At 64.5% G+C, this 17,163-nt stretch carries 17 protein-coding genes and 1 pseudogene; 17 read left to right on the top strand and 1 reads right to left on the bottom strand.

All coding sequences use genetic code 11. The features are described from left to right. Positions 1–33: 33 nt before the first annotated feature. The 13 genes and pseudogenes from AC1L6K_RS15950 to AC1L6K_RS15890 all read left to right on the top strand — a co-directional run bounded on the left by AC1L6K_RS15950 (position 34) and on the right by AC1L6K_RS15890 (position 12,723). The gene (locus AC1L6K_RS15950; RefSeq protein ID WP_480949825.1) at positions 34–1,353 is read left to right on the top strand and encodes a molybdopterin molybdotransferase MoeA; all 1,320 of its coding nucleotides are present in this window, start codon (positions 34–36) and stop codon (positions 1,351–1,353) included. Continuing rightward, positions 1,341–1,913, top strand: coding sequence for a cyclic pyranopterin monophosphate synthase MoaC (gene moaC, locus AC1L6K_RS15945; protein ID WP_480949824.1), 573 nt, complete (start codon positions 1,341–1,343; stop codon positions 1,911–1,913). The genes AC1L6K_RS15950 and moaC overlap by 13 nt, the downstream gene beginning before the upstream one ends. Continuing rightward, entirely contained in the window at positions 1,910–2,410 is a 501-nt protein-coding gene (locus tag AC1L6K_RS15940) for a MogA/MoaB family molybdenum cofactor biosynthesis protein (RefSeq protein ID WP_480949823.1), read from the top strand. Before moaC ends, AC1L6K_RS15940 begins: the two co-directional genes overlap by 4 nt. Beyond that, positions 2,400–2,843, top strand: a pseudogene (locus tag AC1L6K_RS15935) (molybdenum cofactor biosynthesis protein MoaE); the annotation flags it as partial. The gene AC1L6K_RS15940 and the pseudogene AC1L6K_RS15935, both read left to right, overlap by 11 nt. Before the next feature lie 91 nt (positions 2,844–2,934). Further along, complete coding sequence (gene dapB / locus AC1L6K_RS15930; RefSeq protein ID WP_480949822.1) at positions 2,935–3,693, top strand: 4-hydroxy-tetrahydrodipicolinate reductase; 759 nt, start codon at positions 2,935–2,937, stop codon at positions 3,691–3,693. 28 nt (positions 3,694–3,721) lie between these two features. Further along, entirely contained in the window at positions 3,722–4,180 is a 459-nt protein-coding gene (locus tag AC1L6K_RS15925; RefSeq protein WP_480949821.1) for a hypothetical protein, read from the top strand. A 68-nt stretch (positions 4,181–4,248) separates the two neighbouring features. Beyond that, positions 4,249–5,040: an alpha/beta fold hydrolase gene (locus tag AC1L6K_RS15920; RefSeq protein ID WP_480949820.1), complete on the top strand. Its 792-nt coding sequence runs from the start codon at positions 4,249–4,251 to the stop codon at positions 5,038–5,040. Between the two features lie 160 nt (positions 5,041–5,200). After that, on the top strand, positions 5,201–6,106 hold the full coding sequence (dapA, locus tag AC1L6K_RS15915; RefSeq protein WP_480949819.1) for a 4-hydroxy-tetrahydrodipicolinate synthase: 906 nt from the start codon (positions 5,201–5,203) through the stop codon (positions 6,104–6,106). Positions 6,107–6,108: 2 nt separating this feature from the next. Then, on the top strand, positions 6,109–7,800 hold the full coding sequence (locus AC1L6K_RS15910) for a ribonuclease J (protein ID WP_480949818.1): 1,692 nt from the start codon (positions 6,109–6,111) through the stop codon (positions 7,798–7,800). Positions 7,801–8,024: 224 nt separating this feature from the next. After that, positions 8,025–10,943 (top strand): FtsK/SpoIIIE family DNA translocase, encoded by a 2,919-nt coding sequence (locus AC1L6K_RS15905; protein WP_480949817.1) that lies wholly within the window; start codon positions 8,025–8,027, stop codon positions 10,941–10,943. 55 nt (positions 10,944–10,998) lie between these two features. Further along, positions 10,999–11,646 carry a CDP-diacylglycerol--glycerol-3-phosphate 3-phosphatidyltransferase gene (pgsA, locus tag AC1L6K_RS15900; protein ID WP_480949816.1) on the top strand — a complete coding sequence of 216 codons (648 nt, stop codon included), beginning with the start codon at positions 10,999–11,001 and terminating at the stop codon, positions 11,644–11,646. A 3-nt stretch (positions 11,647–11,649) separates the two neighbouring features. After that, positions 11,650–12,144, top strand: a complete 495-nt coding sequence (locus AC1L6K_RS15895; RefSeq protein ID WP_480949815.1) for a CinA family protein — start codon at positions 11,650–11,652, stop codon at positions 12,142–12,144. A gap of 138 nt (positions 12,145–12,282) precedes the next feature. Further along, positions 12,283–12,723, top strand: a complete 441-nt coding sequence (locus AC1L6K_RS15890; protein ID WP_480949814.1) for a helix-turn-helix domain-containing protein — start codon at positions 12,283–12,285, stop codon at positions 12,721–12,723. Positions 12,724–12,891: 168 nt separating this feature from the next. On the opposite strand, the gene AC1L6K_RS15885 is transcribed toward AC1L6K_RS15890, so the two are convergent. Continuing rightward, on the bottom strand, positions 12,892–13,185 hold the full coding sequence (locus tag AC1L6K_RS15885) for a MarR family winged helix-turn-helix transcriptional regulator (protein WP_480949813.1): 294 nt from the start codon (positions 13,183–13,185) through the stop codon (positions 12,892–12,894). Between the two features lie 285 nt (positions 13,186–13,470). On the opposite strand from AC1L6K_RS15885, the gene AC1L6K_RS15880 reads away from it, so the two are divergent. From AC1L6K_RS15880 to AC1L6K_RS15865, 4 genes are all read left to right on the top strand, one after another. Further along, positions 13,471–13,692, top strand: coding sequence for a DUF3046 domain-containing protein (locus AC1L6K_RS15880; RefSeq protein ID WP_480949812.1), 222 nt, complete (start codon positions 13,471–13,473; stop codon positions 13,690–13,692). A gap of 365 nt (positions 13,693–14,057) precedes the next feature. After that, positions 14,058–15,110 carry a recombinase RecA gene (gene recA / locus AC1L6K_RS15875; protein WP_480949811.1) on the top strand — a complete coding sequence of 351 codons (1,053 nt, stop codon included), beginning with the start codon at positions 14,058–14,060 and terminating at the stop codon, positions 15,108–15,110. 8 nt (positions 15,111–15,118) lie between these two features. Further along, positions 15,119–15,646, top strand: coding sequence for a regulatory protein RecX (locus AC1L6K_RS15870; RefSeq protein WP_480949810.1), 528 nt, complete (start codon positions 15,119–15,121; stop codon positions 15,644–15,646). Between the two features lie 111 nt (positions 15,647–15,757). Further along, on the top strand, positions 15,758–17,119 hold the full coding sequence (locus tag AC1L6K_RS15865; protein WP_480949809.1) for an aggregation-promoting factor C-terminal-like domain-containing protein: 1,362 nt from the start codon (positions 15,758–15,760) through the stop codon (positions 17,117–17,119). Positions 17,120–17,163 lie beyond the last annotated feature (44 nt).

Genomic DNA, 17,163 nt, shown 5'->3' with positions numbered 1-17,163 from the left:
GGAGCGCCGCCCGGCGCCCGCCGGAAGGAAGTCATGCGGAGAGCAGTCGCCGAACACCAAGAGGCAGTCGCGCAGCTATTGCGCCGGAGCTGGGCTGAGCTGTCCGGCTCGGTCATGGACGACGGCGGCACGCAGCTCCCGATCGCGCAGTCACCCGGGCGTGTCCTTGCCACCGATCTGGTGGCGCCGGTGGACCTGCCGCCCTTTGCCAACTCCCAGATGGACGGTTACGCCATCTGGGTGGATTCGGATCAGCCCAAAAGCGTTGATTTAGCAGAATCAACCTCGTATGTTGTGGCCGGGACCATCGCTGCCGGCGCCGTCCCGGACGAACTCGCAGCCGGTCATGCCGCACCGATCATGACCGGGGCCATGCTGCCGGCCGGTGCCAACGCCGTCGTGCCCGTTGAACTGGCCAAGCCGTCGGAGTTTGCCGCGCCCGGGGACGTGGTGGAGCTGCCGGCCACGACAGCGGGAAAGTTTGTGCGGACACAGGGGAGCGATGTGCTGCACGGCGCTGTGGTGGTTGCCGCCGGAACCCTGCTCAATGCCGCCCATGCCGGGCTTGCCGCCGCCCTGGGATTCACCGAGTTGCCGGTCCGGCGCAAACCGCGGGTGCTGCTGCTGACAACCGGTGACGAGGTGCTGGCACCCGGCGACCCCGCAGCAGCCGGGGGACTGCCGCCGGGAATGATCTTTGACGCCAACGAGGCACTGCTCCGGGCCAGCCTCGCTGACGCAGGCGTTGAGGTGGTCCACTCCTATGTTGTCAGGGACGATCCCGGCGCCCTGCTGCGGCTCCTGGAGGGGCATGTGGGAAGCGTGCAGCTCGGCGGCGGCATGCCCGAGCCGGGCGTCGACCTCGTCATCTCGGTGGGCGGCATCAGCGCCGGTGCCTTTGAGGTTGTCAGGCAGGCGCTGGGCGGTGCCAACGCCGGATCCCAGGCAGCCATGGAGTTTGTTTCCGTGGCGCTGCAGCCCGGAGGCCCGCAGGCGCTGGGCACCTACCGGGGCGTTCCCTTTCTTGGCTTCCCAGGAAACCCCGTCAGTGCGTTTGTGTCCTTTGAACTCTTCCTGCGCCCCGCACTGTCGGCCCTGCTGGGTGCCCCCGCGAAGCGCCGCGTGGTGGTTGCCGCACTGGAACATGCCATGGTGTCACCGCTGGGCAAGCACCAGATCCGCCGCGGCATTTATTCCGGACCGGAGTATGAATCGGCACCCTCGGTGGGTGAAATTGGCGGGGAATCCTCGCATTTGCTGGGGGCCCTGGCGCACGCCAACGCCCTCATCAACATCCCGGCCGGCGTCACGGAATTGCAGGCCGGGGCAAAAGTGGAAGTATGGCTGTTGTGACTACTCCCGACACTCCTTCCCTCACCCATCTGCGCCACGATGGAACCGCCGCCATGGTTGACGTTTCCGACAAGGCCACCACCACCCGCGAGGCCACAGCCACGGGCACCGTCTCCACCACCGTGGACGTCATGAAGCTGCTGGGATCCGGTGGGCTGCCCAAGGGCGACGCACTGGCGGTGGCGCGGGTGGCCGGCATCATGGGGGCCAAAAAGACCTCCGAGCTCATTCCGCTGTGCCACCCCCTGCCGATCTCAAAGGTCACTGTTGACTTTGAGCTTGGCGACAGCGCCGTCACGGTGCTTGCAACGGTGAAAACCCGCGGCGTGACAGGCGTGGAAATGGAGGCGCTGACGGCTGTCTCGGTTGCCGCCCTGAGCGTGTACGACATGATCAAGGCAGTGGACAAGCACGCAGTCATTTCCGGCATCAAGGTGCTGGCCAAAAGCGGCGGCAAGAGCGGCGACTGGGTGGCCGGCGCCGGAGCTACCGCCAGTGGCGACGCCGAAACAACCGCCGGCCCCGCCGGAACCACCGCCGCCGGAGGGCAGCCGGCATGAGCGCCTGCGAACCGGGCACGTCCCTGGGGGCTGGCGCCGTCGTCATCGCCTCCACCCGCGCTGCGCTGGGAGTCTACGACGACAAGACCGGACCCATCATCGTCGACTGGCTCAGTGAACACGGCTTCGAACCCCTGGCCCCCGTCGTCGTGCCCGACGGCGCCCCGGTGGGGGCTGCGCTGCGGGCCGTGCTGACGCAACGTCCCGCCGTCGTCATCACCAGCGGCGGCACCGGCCTGAGCCCGGATGACCAAACCCCGGAGATGACACTGCCGCTGATTGACAGGGAAATCCCGGGAATCATGGAGGCGGTCCGTGCCGCCGGACGGGCGAAAACGCCGATGGCCGCACTGAGCCGGGGCCATGCGGGCCTCGCCGGACACACAGTGATCGTGAACCTGCCGGGTTCCCCCTCCGGTGTCATGGACGGGCTGGCAGTGCTGGATCCGATCATCAAGCACCTCTGCGAACAGGTGGCGGGTCGCCATGGCCACTAGCATCGACGTCGTATTTGCCGGACTCAGCGCCGAACCCATCTCTGTGGATGCCGCCATCGCCGCCGTGGAATCAGACACCGCCGGGGCAGTGGTCTCCTTCAGCGGCATTGTGCGGAACCACGACGGCGGCAAGCAGGTCGCGCGGTTGAGCTACAGCGCGCACCCGCTTGCCAGGGGCGTGCTCAACGACGTGGTTGGCTCGCTGCTGGACAGTGCGCGGGACCCCGACGGCCACCCCGTGCGGGTCTGGGTGGCACACCGGGTGGGGCCGCTGGAAATTGGTGAACCGGCCCTTGTGTGCGCCGTTGCCTCCTCCCACCGGGCGGAGGCCTTTGAACTGTGTTCGGCCCTGGTGGAGCGGATCAAGGCGGAGGTGCCGATCTGGAAGGAACAGTTTTTCGCCGACGGCAGCGTCGAGTGGGTCGGGGCCGGCAGCATGCCGGCGCAGGTCCCTGGACAGCCACCGGGGCAGGCCCGCCAGCCCACGGAGCAGCAGGGTCCGGAAAACCAGTAGGCTTAAACCCATGAGTGAAATGCTGAAGGTTGCCGTGCTCGGCGCCAAGGGACGAATGGGAACGGCTGCCGTGGCGGCCATCGACGCGGCACAGGACATGGAGCTCGTTGCGGCGCTGGGCCGCAACGACTCGTTGGAGCTCCTCGTGGAGCGCGGCGCCCAGGTCGTCGTCGACCTGACGGTTCCGGATTCCACCCAGGCGAATGTGCAGTTTGCCGTCGAGCACGGCATCCACGCCGTGGTCGGAACCACCGGCTGGGATGCTGCACGGCTGGCGGAACTTGAGGAACTGCTGGCAAAACACCCGCAGACAGGCGTGCTGATCGCCCCGAACTTTGCGCTCGGATCTGTGCTGGCAACCCGATTTGCCGCCCAGGCTGCACGCTATTTCGACTCCGTTGAAATCATCGAACTGCACCACCCGCGCAAGGTCGATGCACCGTCCGGAACAGCACTGCGCACAGCCCAGCTGGTGGCGGCAGCCCGCACAGCGGCGGGTGTGGCGGCAGCCCCGGATGCGACGGAAACCGAGCTCGACGGCGCACGCGGCGCCTCCATTGACGGCATTCCCGTGCACAGCGTCAGGCTGGCAGGGCTGGTTGCCCACCAGGAAGTGCTCTTTGGCAGCCCCGGTGAGGCGCTGACAATCCGGCATGATTCCTTCAACCACGAATCATTCATGCCCGGCGTCCTGCTCGGCGTTCGTACGGTGGGCAGCCGCCCAGGCCTGACAGTGGGCCTTGACGGCTACATGGATCTGGAAGGCTAGGACCGTGGCCAACACGGCGGTGTCCAAAATGAAAATTTCCAAAACCAAAATCTGGGTGGCCTTGATCGCCCTTCTGCTGGTGTTTTACATGGTTGTCATGATGCAGCGGGCCGTGCTGCTCCTGGCCGACCCGGACTGGATAGCCAAGCTTCTGGGCGTTTCCTACCTTGTCATCCCGTTCGTTGCGGCGTGGGCCTTGATCAGCGAAATCAAGTTCGGTGCCAGAACAGAACAAATGGCGAAGATCCTTGAGGCTGAAGGCGGCCTGCCCGAGGACAACCTGCCCCGCACGCCCGGCGGCAGGATTGTGCGCGGGGCGGCCGACGCAGAGTTTGAAAAATACAAGCTCGAGGCCGAGGCGGCGCCCGACGACTGGCGGTCATGGTTCAGGCTTTCCTGCGCCTACGACGCCGCGGGCGACCGCAAGCGCGCCCGCAAGGCCATGCGCGACGCCATCGCGCTGTTCCGACCCCGCGTCCGCCCGTAACTTCCGCTCCGCCCCCTAATCCCGGGGAGGGCCAGCTGCGACCCGTTCACAACAAGGAATAGGCCCACATGCCTGTCACTCACAACCCGCACGACGGCGTCGAGCTAGCCTATGACACGGTGGGGGAGGGCGAGCCCATGGTGCTTGTCCACGGCAGCGCCCTGAGCAAGGCCATTTGGCGCGGATTTGGCTACACGAAGGCGTTCCGCGGGCACCATCGGGTCATCACCATGGACCTGCGCGGGCACGGACGCAGCGGCAAGCCCCACAACCCCGCCGACTACGCCATGCCCACGCTCGTGGCCGACGTCCTGGCCGTGATGGATGCCGCCGGCGCACCGCAGGCCCACTACGGCGGCTATTCGGTCGGCGCCCGCCTGGGCTTCTCGCTGGCCGTCGAGGCGCCCGAACGCCTGCTGTCGCTGACAACGCTGGGCGGCACCTACCGCATCCAGCCGGGCAGCATCGGCCGGCTGTTCTTCCCCGGGTACGACGGCGCCCTCGGCTCGGGCGGCATGCCCGCCTTTGTCGAGGGCTGGGAAGCACGCATGGGCCGTGCCCTGGATGCCCAGACCCGGGCGGCTTTCCTGGCCAACGACGCCGGGGCGCTGCGGGCCTACTTCACCCAGACCGAGGCGGACCTGCCAGTTTCCGAGAGCGCACTGTCCGCCATCACGACCCCGGCGCTGCTGATGGCCGGCAGCGCCGACACCAGCCGTTGGGAGGATTCGCGGCGTGCCTCCGCCCTCATGCCGCAGGCCCGGTTCGTCGAACTCCCGGGCCGCAACCACGGCACAACGCTGTTCCCGTCCCAGCCTGTGCTTGACGAGTGGCTGCCATTCCTGCAATTGCTGCGCTAGGGTTGCCGAAAACAGCACCATTGCTGCGCGAGGGTTGCCGGGAGGCTGGCGGGTTCCGGGGCGCAGCGGCGGCCCCCGCGCGGGCGCCCACAACCGGCCGGCAACCCGATTGGTGGACTGCGTTGCGTGAATTCACCAACTTGGCGCTAATGTTTTAGCTATGTCTGCCTCTGAAATCTCCCCCCGCACCTTCGGAACTTTGGTGCCCGCCATGGTCACCCCCTTCACCGCCGATGGGGCGGTGGACTACAAGGCTGCCGGGGAGCTGGCCAACAAGCTTGTCGACGACGGCTGCGACGGCATCCTCGTCACCGGCACCACGGGTGAAACTTCCACCCTGACGGATGAAGAGAACCTGGGCATGTTCCAGGCTGTCATTGATGCAGTGGGCGGCCGCGCAAGGGTCATTGCCGGCACCGGAACCAACGACACCCGCCACTCGATCAGCCTGTCCCAGCGTGCGGCGAAGCTCGCCATTGACGGACTGCTTCTTGTCGCCCCGTACTACAACAAGCCCAGCCAGGCCGGTATCCAGGCCCACTTTGAGGCCATTGCCGACTCCACCGAACTTCCCGTGATGCTCTACGACATTCCGGGCCGCTCCGGTGTCGCCATTACCACCGAAACCATCATCAAGCTGGCGGACCACCCGCGCATCACGGCACTGAAGGACGCCAAGGCCGACTTCACCGAAACCAGCCGCGTGCTGGCCAACACCGATCTTGACGTGTACTCGGGCGACGACGGACTGACGCTGCCGCTGATGGCCGCTGGCGCCGTCGGACTTGTCAGTGTCAGTGCCCACATTGCACCCCGGAAGTTCCGCGCCCTCATTGACGCCGCCGCTGCCGGGGACTTTGCCACTGCCCGCCGCATCCACTTTGAACTGGACCCGGTCATCAGGGCCGCCATGGGTCATGTGCAGGGCGCCGTCGCCGTCAAACAAATTCTCAAGTGGCAGGGAATCCTGTCCAACTCGGTCGTCCGGCTGCCCCTCGTGGAGCCTGGCGAGACCGAGATCGCCATGATCAAGGCTGACCTCGCGGAAGCTGGAATGGAAGTCTAGCCATGACCCAAACGACCGAACCCGGGCTGCGGACCCCGCCGGAACTGGCCAAGGGAACGCTGCGCGTTGTGCCGTTGGGCGGCATTGGCGAGATCGGCCGCAACATGACCGTCTTTGAAATGGACGGCAAGCTGCTCATCGTTGACTGCGGCGTGCTGTTCCCCGAAGAGGACCAACCCGGCGTTGACGTCATCCTGCCAGATTTTTCCTACATCAAGGACAGGCTCGACGACGTCGTCGGTGTGGTGCTCACACACGGCCATGAGGATCACATCGGCGCAGTTCCCTACCTTTTGCGCCTGCGCCAGGACATTCCCCTGATCGGTTCGCAGCTGACCCTGGCATTCATCGAGGCGAAGCTGACCGAGCACCGGATCAAGCCCTGGACGCTGACAGTCAAGGAAGGCCAGGTCGAGCAGCTGGGCCCGTTCCAATGCGAGTTCATTGCCGTGAACCACTCCATCCCCGACGCACTTGCGGTGTTCATCCGCACCGAGGGCGGCACGGTGCTGCACACCGGCGACTTCAAGATGGACCAGCTGCCCCTTGACGGGCGCATCACCGATCTGCGCCACTTTGCCCGCCTGGGCGAGGAAGGCGTTGACCTGTTCCTGGTTGACTCCACCAACGCGGACGTGCCCGGGTTCACCACCAGCGAAGCCGAAATCGGGCCCACGCTTGAAGCGTTGTTCGGCAAGGCCGACAAGCGGATCATCGTGGCCAGCTTCTCCTCCCACGTCCACCGCGTCCAGCAGGTCCTCAACGCTGCCGTGCTGCACGACCGCAAGGTCGCCTTTGTGGGCCGTTCCATGGTCCGCAACATGTCCATCGCCGCCAAACTCGGCTACCTGCACGTGCCAGCCGACGTCCTGGTCGACATGAAAAACGTGGACAACCTGCCCGACAACGAGGTTGTGCTGATGTCCACCGGTTCGCAGGGTGAGCCCATGGCCGCGCTCTCGCGCATGGCCAACGGCGACCACAAGATTGCCGTGGGCAAGGGGGACACCGTCATCCTTGCCTCATCGCTGATCCCCGGAAATGAAAATGCCGTGTTCCGGATCATCAACGGGCTGCTCAAGCTCGGTGCCGACGTGATCCACAAGGGCACGGCCAAGGTCCACGTCTCGGGCCACGCGGCCGCAGGCGAGCTGCTGTACTGCTACAACATCCTGACACCCAAAAACGTCATGCCCGTCCATGGTGAGACCCGCCACCTGATCGCCAACGCCAAGCTCGCCATCGCCTCAGGCGTGCCGGCCGAGAACGTCCTGCTGACCGACGACGGCTCCGTCATCGACCTCAAGGACGGCGTCGCCAAGATCACCGGCCAGGTCGAATGCGGCTTTGTCTACGTTGACGGCCACAGCGTTGGCGAGATCACGGACGCCGACCTGAAGGACCGCCGCGTTCTCGGTGACGAAGGCTTCATCTCCATCATCACTGTCGTCAACCGGGCAACCGGCAAGATCGTCTCCGGCCCGGACATCCACGCCCGCGGCGTGGCCGAGGACGACTCCGTCTTCGACGACATCAAACCCAAGATCGCTGCCGCCCTTGAGGAAGCCGTCATGGCCAGCACCGAGCACACAACCCACCAGCTCCAGCAGGTGGTGCGCCGCGTGATTGGCACCTGGGTCAACCGCAAGCTGCGCCGCCGGCCCATGATCATTCCCGTGGTTCTCGAAGCGTAGTCCCCACGCCCTCCCACAGCTCGCAAGCTCGCTGCGGGGCCCTCGGGCGCGTGGGCCCACCCAATCCATCCCCGCTACGTGGCCCTTCTGCCTGCCGGGCGGGTCCGTTTGGATCAAGGGATGCGTCCCGTCGGGACCTGCGGGTGCGTCCGTGTGCCTGCCACCACGCGTCATTCAGCGCCGAAATCCGCCAGATTCCGCGCCGCGGGCGGTACCGTTGAACCATGGCGACTCGTTCTTCCCCCGCCCGTTCGTCCGCCGGTCAGAAGGGTGGCGCTTCATCGCGCACCGCGAAGACCACAAAGACGCCGGTGACACGCAGCAAACCTTCCGCTCCCGAGCCGGAGGTGCATTTGGTGTGGCCTGTGCGCATCGTGGTTGGATTCTGGCAGGGCCTGGGCCACCTGATCGGCGGCGCCATCCGCCGCATGGGCACCGACAAGAGCGACATGCCGGCCCACGAACGCCGCGACGGCTCCGGGCTGCTGTTCATTTTGCTTGCCGTCATCATTGCCACCTTTGAATGGTGGGGCCTGACGGGTTCGGTTGCCGATGCTGTGCAGGGGGTCGTGCAGGGCACCTTTGGCTGGTTCGCGGTGCTGCTGCCGCCGATGTTCTTGATTTTCTCCGTGCTGGTGTTCAGGCAGCCAAGCAACATGCCAACCAACAACCGGGTCGCCCTGGGCTTTTCCATCCTGACACTGGCCGGCTGCGCCCTCGCGCACGTCGCGGGCGGCAACCCCAGCGTCTCCGACGGCTTTGAGGGCATCAGCGCGGCCGGCGGCATGGTGGGTGTGGTGGCCGGCGGCAGCGTGGCCTATTTGGGACACATCACAGCCATCATCTTCTACTCCATCGTCGCGTTCGCCAGCGTGCTCGTCCTGACCAACACCCCCGTGCGCCACATTCCTGCCCGCCTGCGTGGCGTGTATGAAAAGTTGATGGGCACGGACCCCGGCACTTCACGTGAGCTGGACGCCAACGGCCACGACCAGAGCTACCTGTACGCCGACGGCGGGAAGGCGAAGAAGCCGCGCAGCCTGCGTTCGCGCCAGAAGGCTGCACGCGAAGAGGAATTCGATGACGTGGTGGGGACGGAAGCGTTCGCCACGCCGCTCATCGAACCGGACGACGACGAAGGCCAGGTTTCGGGGTCGGGCGCGGCATCCGTGCGGCCCGGGGTTCGCAGGCCAACCAGGGATGAGCTGGCAGCGGACAAGATCAAGGCCAGGCAGGGACTGCCCACCAGCAGCGATGTCTTTGACGGCCAGCAGGACACCGAGCCTGTCACCGAGGCGATCGGTGTTGTGGCCGCGAACGCTGCTCGGAGCACCGTGGGGAATGCCGCCACAGGTGCGTTCGACGTCGACGCCGCCGTGGCGCACACCATTCCGGCCCCGCCCTTGATCCCGCCGACGCCGATCCCCGCCCGCTCGGAACAACTCCAGCTTTCCGGAGACGTCACGTACACGCTGCCGGATTCCGAATACCTGCCGGCGGGCCCCCCGGGCAAGGATGCCACGGCCGCCAACGACACCGTCGTGGCCGCGCTGACCGACACCATGCAGCAGTTCAATGTCGATGCCAAGGTCACCGGCTTCAGCCGTGGCCCCACAGTGACCAGGTACGAGATTGAGCTTGCCCCGGGCACCAAGGTTGAGCGCGTGACGGCGCTGAGCAAGAACATCTCCTACGCCGTCGCCTCCTCGGACGTACGCATTTTGAGCCCCATCCCGGGCAAGAGCGCCATCGGCATCGAGATTCCCAACGCCGACAAGGAAATTGTGGTTCTTGGTGACGTGCTGCGCTCGGCCAACGCCCGGCGCACCGAACACCCCATGGTCATGGGCGTGGGCAAGGACGTCGAGGGCGGTTTCGTTGTCGCCAACCTCGCCAAGATGCCACACCTGCTCGTGGCCGGTGCCACGGGTGCCGGCAAGTCCTCGTTTGTGAACTCCATGATTGTCTCCATCCTGATGCGGGCCACCCCTGATGAGGTGCGCATGGTGATGGTTGACCCCAAGCGCGTTGAATTGACGGCCTATGAAGGCGTGCCGCACCTGATCACCCCCATCATCACCAATCCCAAGAAGGCAGCCGAAGCGCTGCAGTGGGTTGTTCGGGAGATGGACCAGCGTTATGACGATCTGGCCAATTACGGATTCAAGCACATTGACGAGTTCAACAAGGCGGTCAAGGCCGGCAACGTCCATCCGCCGGTGGACTCCAAGCGAATTGTGCGGCCCTACCCGTACCTGTTGGTGATTGTGGATGAGCTCGCCGACCTCATGATGGTCGCCCCGCGCGATGTGGAAGATTCCATTGTGCGCATCACGCAGTTGGCGCGTGCCGCCGGCATCCACCTGGTGCTGGCCACCCAGCGTCCGTCAGTGGACGTGGTCACCGGCCTGATCAAAGCCAACGTGCCCTCCCGCATGGCGTTCGCCACCTCCTCCGTCACCGACTCCCGCGTGGTCCTCGACCAGCCCGGTGCCGAGAAACTGTTGGGCCAGGGTGACGCCCTGTTCCTGCCCATGGGCAAGTCAAAACCCGTCCGTGTGCAGGGCGCCTGGGTCACGGAAGCAGAAATCAAGGCCGTCGTGGACCATGTCAAGGGCCAGCTCACGGCCACCTACCGTGACGACGTCGCCGTCGAGGCACCGAAGAAGGTCATCGAGGACGACATTGGAGACGACATGGACCTCCTGCTGCAGGCCACCGAACTCGTCGTCACCACACAGTTCGGCTCGACGTCCATGCTGCAGCGCAAGCTTCGCGTCGGCTTCGCCAAGGCCGGCCGGCTCATGGACCTGCTCGAATCCCGCGGCGTCGTGGGACCCTCGGAGGGTTCCAAGGCCCGCGACGTCATGGTCAAGCCTGACGACCTCGCCGATACCCTCGCCGCCATCCGCGGTGACGGTCCCGTGGCAGGCGGCACCGCCCTCGAACCTGGCGGCGCGCCGATTCCGGCCGTGGACCCGATGGCGGCAGCACTTGCCGAGAACGCGAATGCCAACCATGGCTGGGGCGGCGACCTCGTGGCTGATGACCTGGCCAACCGTCCGCAGGCCGTCGAGTACAACGACGGCAACGATGGCGACAACGGGGACGGCGACGACGCATGGTCATTGACGGGACGCTAGCGGACGGACCGGCGCGAAATGCCGCCGTCAGCCACTTTGCCGATAGCCTTGCACTGTGAGTGAAACGGTGGCGCCGCGCCCTTCGAATTGGAACCTGCCCAACGCCTTGACGATGTTGCGCATTGTGCTGGTGCCATTCTTCATCTGGTCGTTCGTTGCCGACGGCGGTGAGTACGGCCCCCTGCGATGGCTGGCTGTGGTGTTGTTTGTGGTTGCCATTTACACCGACAAGCTCGACGGCGACATTGCCCGGGCGCGCGGGCTCATCACCAGCTTTGGCAAGATCGCAGACCCCATTGCCGACAAGCTGCTGATAGGTTCGGCGCTTGTCATGCTCTCGGCTGTGGGGGAGCTGTGGTGGTGGGTCACCATCGTGATGCTCGTGCGTGAAATTGGCATCACCCTGCTGCGCTTTGTCGTGATTCGCTATGGCGTGATGGCCGCATCCAAGGGCGGCAAGCTCAAGACAGTCATGCAGACGGTGGCGATCTTTGTGTACCTGCTGCCGGTGACCCCCGCCAATTCCTGGCTGTCAATTATTGCCCTGGTCGTCATGCTTGCCGCACTGGCAGTGACAGTGGTGACAGGCGGGGACTACCTGGTGAAGGCATGGCAGCTGCGTGCGGCCGGCCGCAGCGCCCGCCAGGGTCACGGCACCGATCCGGGCGCCACCCCCGCCGGCAACCCCACGGAACCGGAGTAGCGGATGCTGACTGATACAGGACTGGCCGCGCTCGTTGCGTCGGCCGTGGCGGCAAACATCACGGTTGCCACCGCCGAGTCACTGACCGGCGGAATGGTGGCGGCCACGCTGATCCAGGTGCCTGGCGCCTCCGGCATGTTGCAAGGTGGTGTCATCGCCTACCAAAACGAGCTTAAGGAACGCCTTCTGGGCGTTTCGCCGGCGCTGCTGGAAAGCCGCGGGGCGGTCGACCCGGAGGTTGCCGCAGCCATGGCACTGGGAGCCTGCGCGGCCGCCGGCTCCCGCGTGGGCATCTCCACCACAGGTGTGGCCGGGCCGGAACCCCACCAGGGAAAGGAAGTCGGCCATGTGTACATTGGTGTGGCGCTTGACGGGGAAGCCCAATCCTACGAATACCATTTTGGCGGGGACAGGGAAATGATCCGGGTGCAGGCAACGCAGGAGGCCATTTCGCTGCTTGAACAAGTCATTAAAGCTGCCGGGGAACAAAAGTTGTGACCGGATAGTTAGTCATAGTGAACGCAAAATGGTTCCATTCCCTTTAGGATGGGAACATCAAGCGGGCACAGCACCCTCCGGGAACCTCCGGAAGGTGCACCCAAAGTGAATGATTGATCTAGGAGTAAGGCGATACCGATGGTGAAACAACCCGTATCCGTAAACGGCGTAGTGCGCTGGCGGGATGTGGGTTTGGCAGACGAGAAACCGCATCAGCAGAAGGAGCGCAAAATGGTGGTATTACGCCACGAGATTGGTGATGTTCTGCGAGATGTGCGTCAACGCCAGGGCCGCACACTCCGCGAAGTCTCGCACAATGCACGTGTCTCACTGGGCTATTTGAGTGAAGTTGAACGAGGACAAAAGGAAGCGTCCTCGGAATTGCTGGCCTCAATCTGTTCCGCACTGGAAGTGCCGTTGTCACTCATGCTGCGTGAAGTGAGTGACCGTTTGGCCATGGCCGAAGGCGTGGCTGTCCCGGACACCGTTCCCCAGGAATTCTCCGCCCGCTATGGCAGGGACCTGAACGAGGAACTCTCCGACGAACTGAACAAGGGCTTAATGTCCAGCGCTTTCTAAACTAGGTTGCCCCGGATTGCGGGGCCACCCCCTAAACCAGGCTGGACCCCTCCCTCGGGAGGGGTCCAGTTTTTTGGTTTGCCCGGTGCCCAATGCCCGTCGCCCTTTACACAGTGCCCGGTGCGTCCCGGCTGGGCCTGGCTTCGCTGTGGGGGCGCTCCTGGATGATTAACGGATGTAGGCGGCGTTGAGCTTGGCCACCAGCGTCGCAAGGGATGCCACTTCGTCCTCATCCCAATCCTGCAACCGGACATTAAAACGGGCATTAAAAGCTGCCTGCCTGCCGGCGTGAATCGACTCCATCTTTGCCCGGCCGGCCGCAGTCAGCTCAATGAGCTGGGCGCGCCGGTCCGCCGGGTCGCCTTCCCTGTCCACCAACCCCAGGCTTGCCAGCAGGGTGATCTGCCGGCTGACCGATGGCTTGCCCACACCAACCCGGCTGGCACGCTCGGTCAAACGCATCCCGCCCTGGTTGAGCAGCACGGACAACGGTCCGTAAGCCGCCGGTTCCAGGTCCGGATGGACGCTCCTGGTGAGTTGAAAGTTGAAAGTTGATGGCGCGGGCGCGGCGCGACAGCAGGCTCAGCTGTGTGTCAAGGTCTTCCAAGGCCGCAATTGTTGCCTCGTTTACAGCCACCGGCGGCGCGGATGCGGGAGTCATGGTGCAATTCCAGGCGTCAGGCAGGGCTCGTGACGGGCCCGCCGCCGGGCGATTCGCCCCGGGCGCGGGCATGCGAGAATGGTGGAGTGCGAGTAAGCGAATTTTGGCGATTGATGGACGATGAGTTCAGCCCCTCCTATTCCCGGGTGCTGGCCCGCGACCTGGTGCTCAGCGGCGTGGGCGGAAACACCGCAAGCGACGCCCTGCGTGCCGGCTTTGAGCCACGGGACATTTGGCTTGAGGTGTGCAAGATCCAGGATGTCCCGCCGTCGCGCTGGCTGGGCAGGGACATTGCCCCGAAAAATTAGACGGGGCGGCCCGAAAACGTGACTTTGGCCGTGTGCAACAACGACACGCCGTCAATCAAGCGTTAGATGTTCGAATATCTATTCGATCAAAACTATAATGGTTACTGTGCTGGGCCGTGGAGAGCCAGAAAGTTCTCCACAATTTCCGGGTTGGGGCGTGGTGGCCGCAGACAATGTCAGACCCTTGAACTAGCGTTTTAAGTGACGAGGAAAACCTGCAGGTCCGTTCCATCAGCAGGATGCCGGGAAACCGGTCAAGAACAAAAAATTGCACGAGCAATGCATCAGACCACTAATCGGGCACTGCGCCACCAGCGCAGCCGCCCGGGGCCGGAAACGGCGCAACGGAAAGACCGAGGTGAATCATGGCCGCTCCCGCAGACCGTGAAAAAGCGCTGGCAGCAGCACTGGCCCAGATTGACAAGCAATACGGCAAGGGCTCAGTCATGCGCCTGGGTGACGATGTCCGGGCACCCATTGAAGTGATCCCCACCGGCTCCATCGCCTTGGATGTGGCCCTGGGCATTGGCGGACTGCCGCGCGGACGCGTCGTGGAGATCTACGGACCGGAGTCCTCCGGTAAGACCACGCTGGCCCTGCACGCTGTTGCCAGTGCGCAGAAGCTTGGCGGCATTGCAGCCTTCATTGATGCCGAACACGCACTGGACCCGGAATACGCGGCCAAACTCGGTGTCGACACCGACGCGCTCCTGGTGTCCCAGCCGGACACCGGTGAGCAGGCCCTGGAAATCATGGACATGCTGATTGGTTCGGGCTCCCTGGACGTCATTGTCATTGACTCCGTGGCGGCCCTTGTGCCCCGTGCCGAAATCGAAGGCGACATGGGCGACAGCCACGTGGGCCTCCAGGCCCGTCTCATGAGCCAGGCCCTGCGCAAGATCACCGGGCGCCTGAGCCAGACGAAGACGACGGCCATCTTCATCAACCAGCTCCGAGAGAAAATCGGTGTGTTCTTCGGCAGTCCCGAAACGACCACCGGTGGCAAGGCGCTGAAGTTCTATGCGTCCATCCGCCTTGACATTCGGCGCATCCAGACCCTGAAAGAGGGTGCCGACGCCGTTGGCAACCGCACCAAGGTCAAGGTTGTCAAGAACAAGATGGCACCACCGTTCAAGATCGCCGAGTTCGACATCATCTATGGCGTGGGCATTTCGCGTGAAGGCGGAATCATCGACATGGGTGTCGAGCACGGCATTATCCGCAAGTCCGGTTCCTGGTACACCTATGACGGTGACCAACTGGGACAGGGGATGGAGAACTCACGGCGTTTCCTGAAGGACAATCCGGAACTGGCAGATGAACTGGAGCGTCTCATCAAGGCAAAGCTGGGTGTCGGTGTCATTGCTGAAACTGAGGATGAAACCGAACCCAAGCTCAAGGCTGTTGACGGCTTCTAGGGCGCCCCATGAACAACGCACGTCCGGCACCGGAACTGGAACCTGAAGCCAACCCGGCATCGGTGGCCAGGGCAATTGTGCTGCGCCAGCTGACACACTCGCCTAAAAGTAGGTTCCAGCTCAGCCAAAAGCTTGCCGAACGCCACATCCCCGAGGATGTGGCGGAGGCTGTGCTTGACCGCTTTGAAGCTGTCAAACTCATTGACGACGCCGAATTTGCCGACATGTGGGTGCGCAGCAGGTCGATGCACAAGTCACTGGCCAGGGGAGCCCTGCAACGTGAACTGACGGAGAAGGGGATCGCCCCGGACCTGGCACAGGAAGCCCTGGCACAAATTGATGACGACACCGAGCGCGGGCAGGCCATGGAACTTGTCCGGCGCAAGGTCCGGCCGTCCATGGACCTGGACGAAGCGGCGGAGCGGGACAAATACACCCGCCGCTGGGTGGCGATGCTGGCCAGAAAGGGATTCAACCCCTCCCTTGCCTTCCAGATCGTTGGCGAGGTCATCGACGAGAGCCGGCAGGAAGACTAGGCAGCCCGCGTCCGCGCCGGCGCAGCGCGCAGGCCGCAACTGCGCGACGGCAGGGACAACATGACAAGTATTTCGGCAGCAACCAGCGTGAAGCGGCTATGCTAGCGGCATATGAGTAAGCACCAGCCAAAACTACGCCGCCTGCTTGCCGTCTCAGTGGCGGCCGGTTTTCTGCTTGCCTCCGCCGTCACAGCCGTGCCGGCCCAGGCCGAGGACGCCCCGCCGTCGGGGTTCCCCAGCTGGGCCGATGTTGAACAAGCCAAGGGCGATGCAGCCGCCACAGCCGTTGAGGTCTCCAAGGTGTCGCACATGCTGGACTCCCTGGAAGCTGAAGCGGGAGTGCTGGGCACTGCCGCCGTCAAGGCCGGAGCCGATTTTGCCCTGACGCAGCGCCAACTTGATGCTGCCACCGCCGAGGTCGGTGTCCTGGGGGCCCAGGCTGCCCGTGCGGCCGAACAAGCCGAGAAGTACAAAAAAGATGCCGTTGCCGTTGCCGTGCAAAGCTACAAAAGCGGCGGGACCGGACTGGGACTGTTCGCCACTATGTCCGCCCTGGAATCACCCGAAAGCCTCAACGGTGTTGACATGCTTCACCAAGTCGGTGAGCGGGCCGCCATCAAGCAGGCGAGGGCCAATGAGGCCCAGGCAGCGGCAAGCGCCCTTGAAGAGACTCGAAAGGGTGCCGAGGCGGCCCAAAAGGAACTCACAGCCGCAGCGTCCAATTCCCGTGACGCAGCCGTTGCCGCCCAGCGCGCCGTGACCAAACAACTTGACACGAAAAAAACACAGAGCACCACCCTGGTGGCGCAGCTGGCATCCCTGAACAACACCACTGTCGCCAAGGAACAGGAATACCGGCAGGGGCAGCTTGAACTTGCCGCCTACAACGAGGCCCAGGAAGCAAAACGCCAGGCGGCCGCGGCGGAGGCGGCCCGCCGCGCGGAGGCCGAGCGGCAGCGTGTCGAGGCTGAACGGCTGAAACCGGCACCCCAGCAACCAGCCGCAAACCCGGCTCCGAACCCCGTGGTGAACCCAGCTCCGGCCCCGGCCCCGGCACCAAACCCTGTTGCCCCGGTGGCGCCGTCGGCACCGGTGGATCCGGACCCGGATGACGGCTACATACCAATTGACGTGCTGCTGCCGAACATTCCCGGTGGCGCAGTCAACGATCCGGCAGGGGCGCAGGCCTACGCCTCGACACGGTTGGCCGGACATGGCTGGGGGCAGGACCAGTTCCAATGCCTGGTCCAGCTGTGGGAACGTGAATCAAATTGGCGCACCAATGCCACGAACCCCATTAGCGGGGCCTATGGGATCGCGCAGGCCCTGCCGCCGAGCCAATATGCCGTCACCGGCTCCGACTGGCTCACGAATTACCACACCCAGGTTGACTGGGGCCTGGGCTACATCCAGGACCGCTACGGCTCACCCTGCGGTGCCTGGGACCACTCCGAAGCCATCGGCTGGTATTAAAAGCCTCACCTCCTCCCCATGTCCGGACGTCCACGCCCCGCTCG

It is taken from the genome of Specibacter sp. BI4, assembly GCF_056680095.1.
The sequence above is the reverse complement of the archived record's forward strand: the minus strand, read 5'-3'. Positions and strand labels throughout refer to the sequence as shown.

Bases quoted from the DNA above. Each gene is read 5' to 3' on its own strand.
- AC1L6K_RS15950 (WP_480949825.1), top strand. From the start codon at position 34: ATGCGGAGAGCAGTCGCCGAACACCAAGAGGCAGTCGCGCAGCTATTG.
- moaC (WP_480949824.1), top strand. From the start codon at position 1,341: ATGGCTGTTGTGACTACTCCCGACACTCCTTCCCTCACCCATCTGCGC.
- AC1L6K_RS15940 (WP_480949823.1), top strand. From the start codon at position 1,910: ATGAGCGCCTGCGAACCGGGCACGTCCCTGGGGGCTGGCGCCGTCGTC.
- dapB (WP_480949822.1), top strand. From the start codon at position 2,935: ATGAGTGAAATGCTGAAGGTTGCCGTGCTCGGCGCCAAGGGACGAATG.
- AC1L6K_RS15925 (WP_480949821.1), top strand. From the start codon at position 3,722: ATGAAAATTTCCAAAACCAAAATCTGGGTGGCCTTGATCGCCCTTCTG.
- AC1L6K_RS15920 (WP_480949820.1), top strand. From the start codon at position 4,249: ATGCCTGTCACTCACAACCCGCACGACGGCGTCGAGCTAGCCTATGAC.
- dapA (WP_480949819.1), top strand. From the start codon at position 5,201: ATGTCTGCCTCTGAAATCTCCCCCCGCACCTTCGGAACTTTGGTGCCC.
- AC1L6K_RS15910 (WP_480949818.1), top strand. From the start codon at position 6,109: ATGACCCAAACGACCGAACCCGGGCTGCGGACCCCGCCGGAACTGGCC.
- AC1L6K_RS15905 (WP_480949817.1), top strand. From the start codon at position 8,025: ATGGCGACTCGTTCTTCCCCCGCCCGTTCGTCCGCCGGTCAGAAGGGT.
- AC1L6K_RS15895 (WP_480949815.1), top strand. From the start codon at position 11,650: ATGCTGACTGATACAGGACTGGCCGCGCTCGTTGCGTCGGCCGTGGCG.
- AC1L6K_RS15890 (WP_480949814.1), top strand. From the start codon at position 12,283: ATGGTGAAACAACCCGTATCCGTAAACGGCGTAGTGCGCTGGCGGGAT.
- AC1L6K_RS15885 (WP_480949813.1), bottom strand. From the start codon at position 13,185: ATGCGTTTGACCGAGCGTGCCAGCCGGGTTGGTGTGGGCAAGCCATCG.
- recA (WP_480949811.1), top strand. From the start codon at position 14,058: ATGGCCGCTCCCGCAGACCGTGAAAAAGCGCTGGCAGCAGCACTGGCC.
- AC1L6K_RS15870 (WP_480949810.1), top strand. From the start codon at position 15,119: ATGAACAACGCACGTCCGGCACCGGAACTGGAACCTGAAGCCAACCCG.
- AC1L6K_RS15865 (WP_480949809.1), top strand. From the start codon at position 15,758: ATGAGTAAGCACCAGCCAAAACTACGCCGCCTGCTTGCCGTCTCAGTG.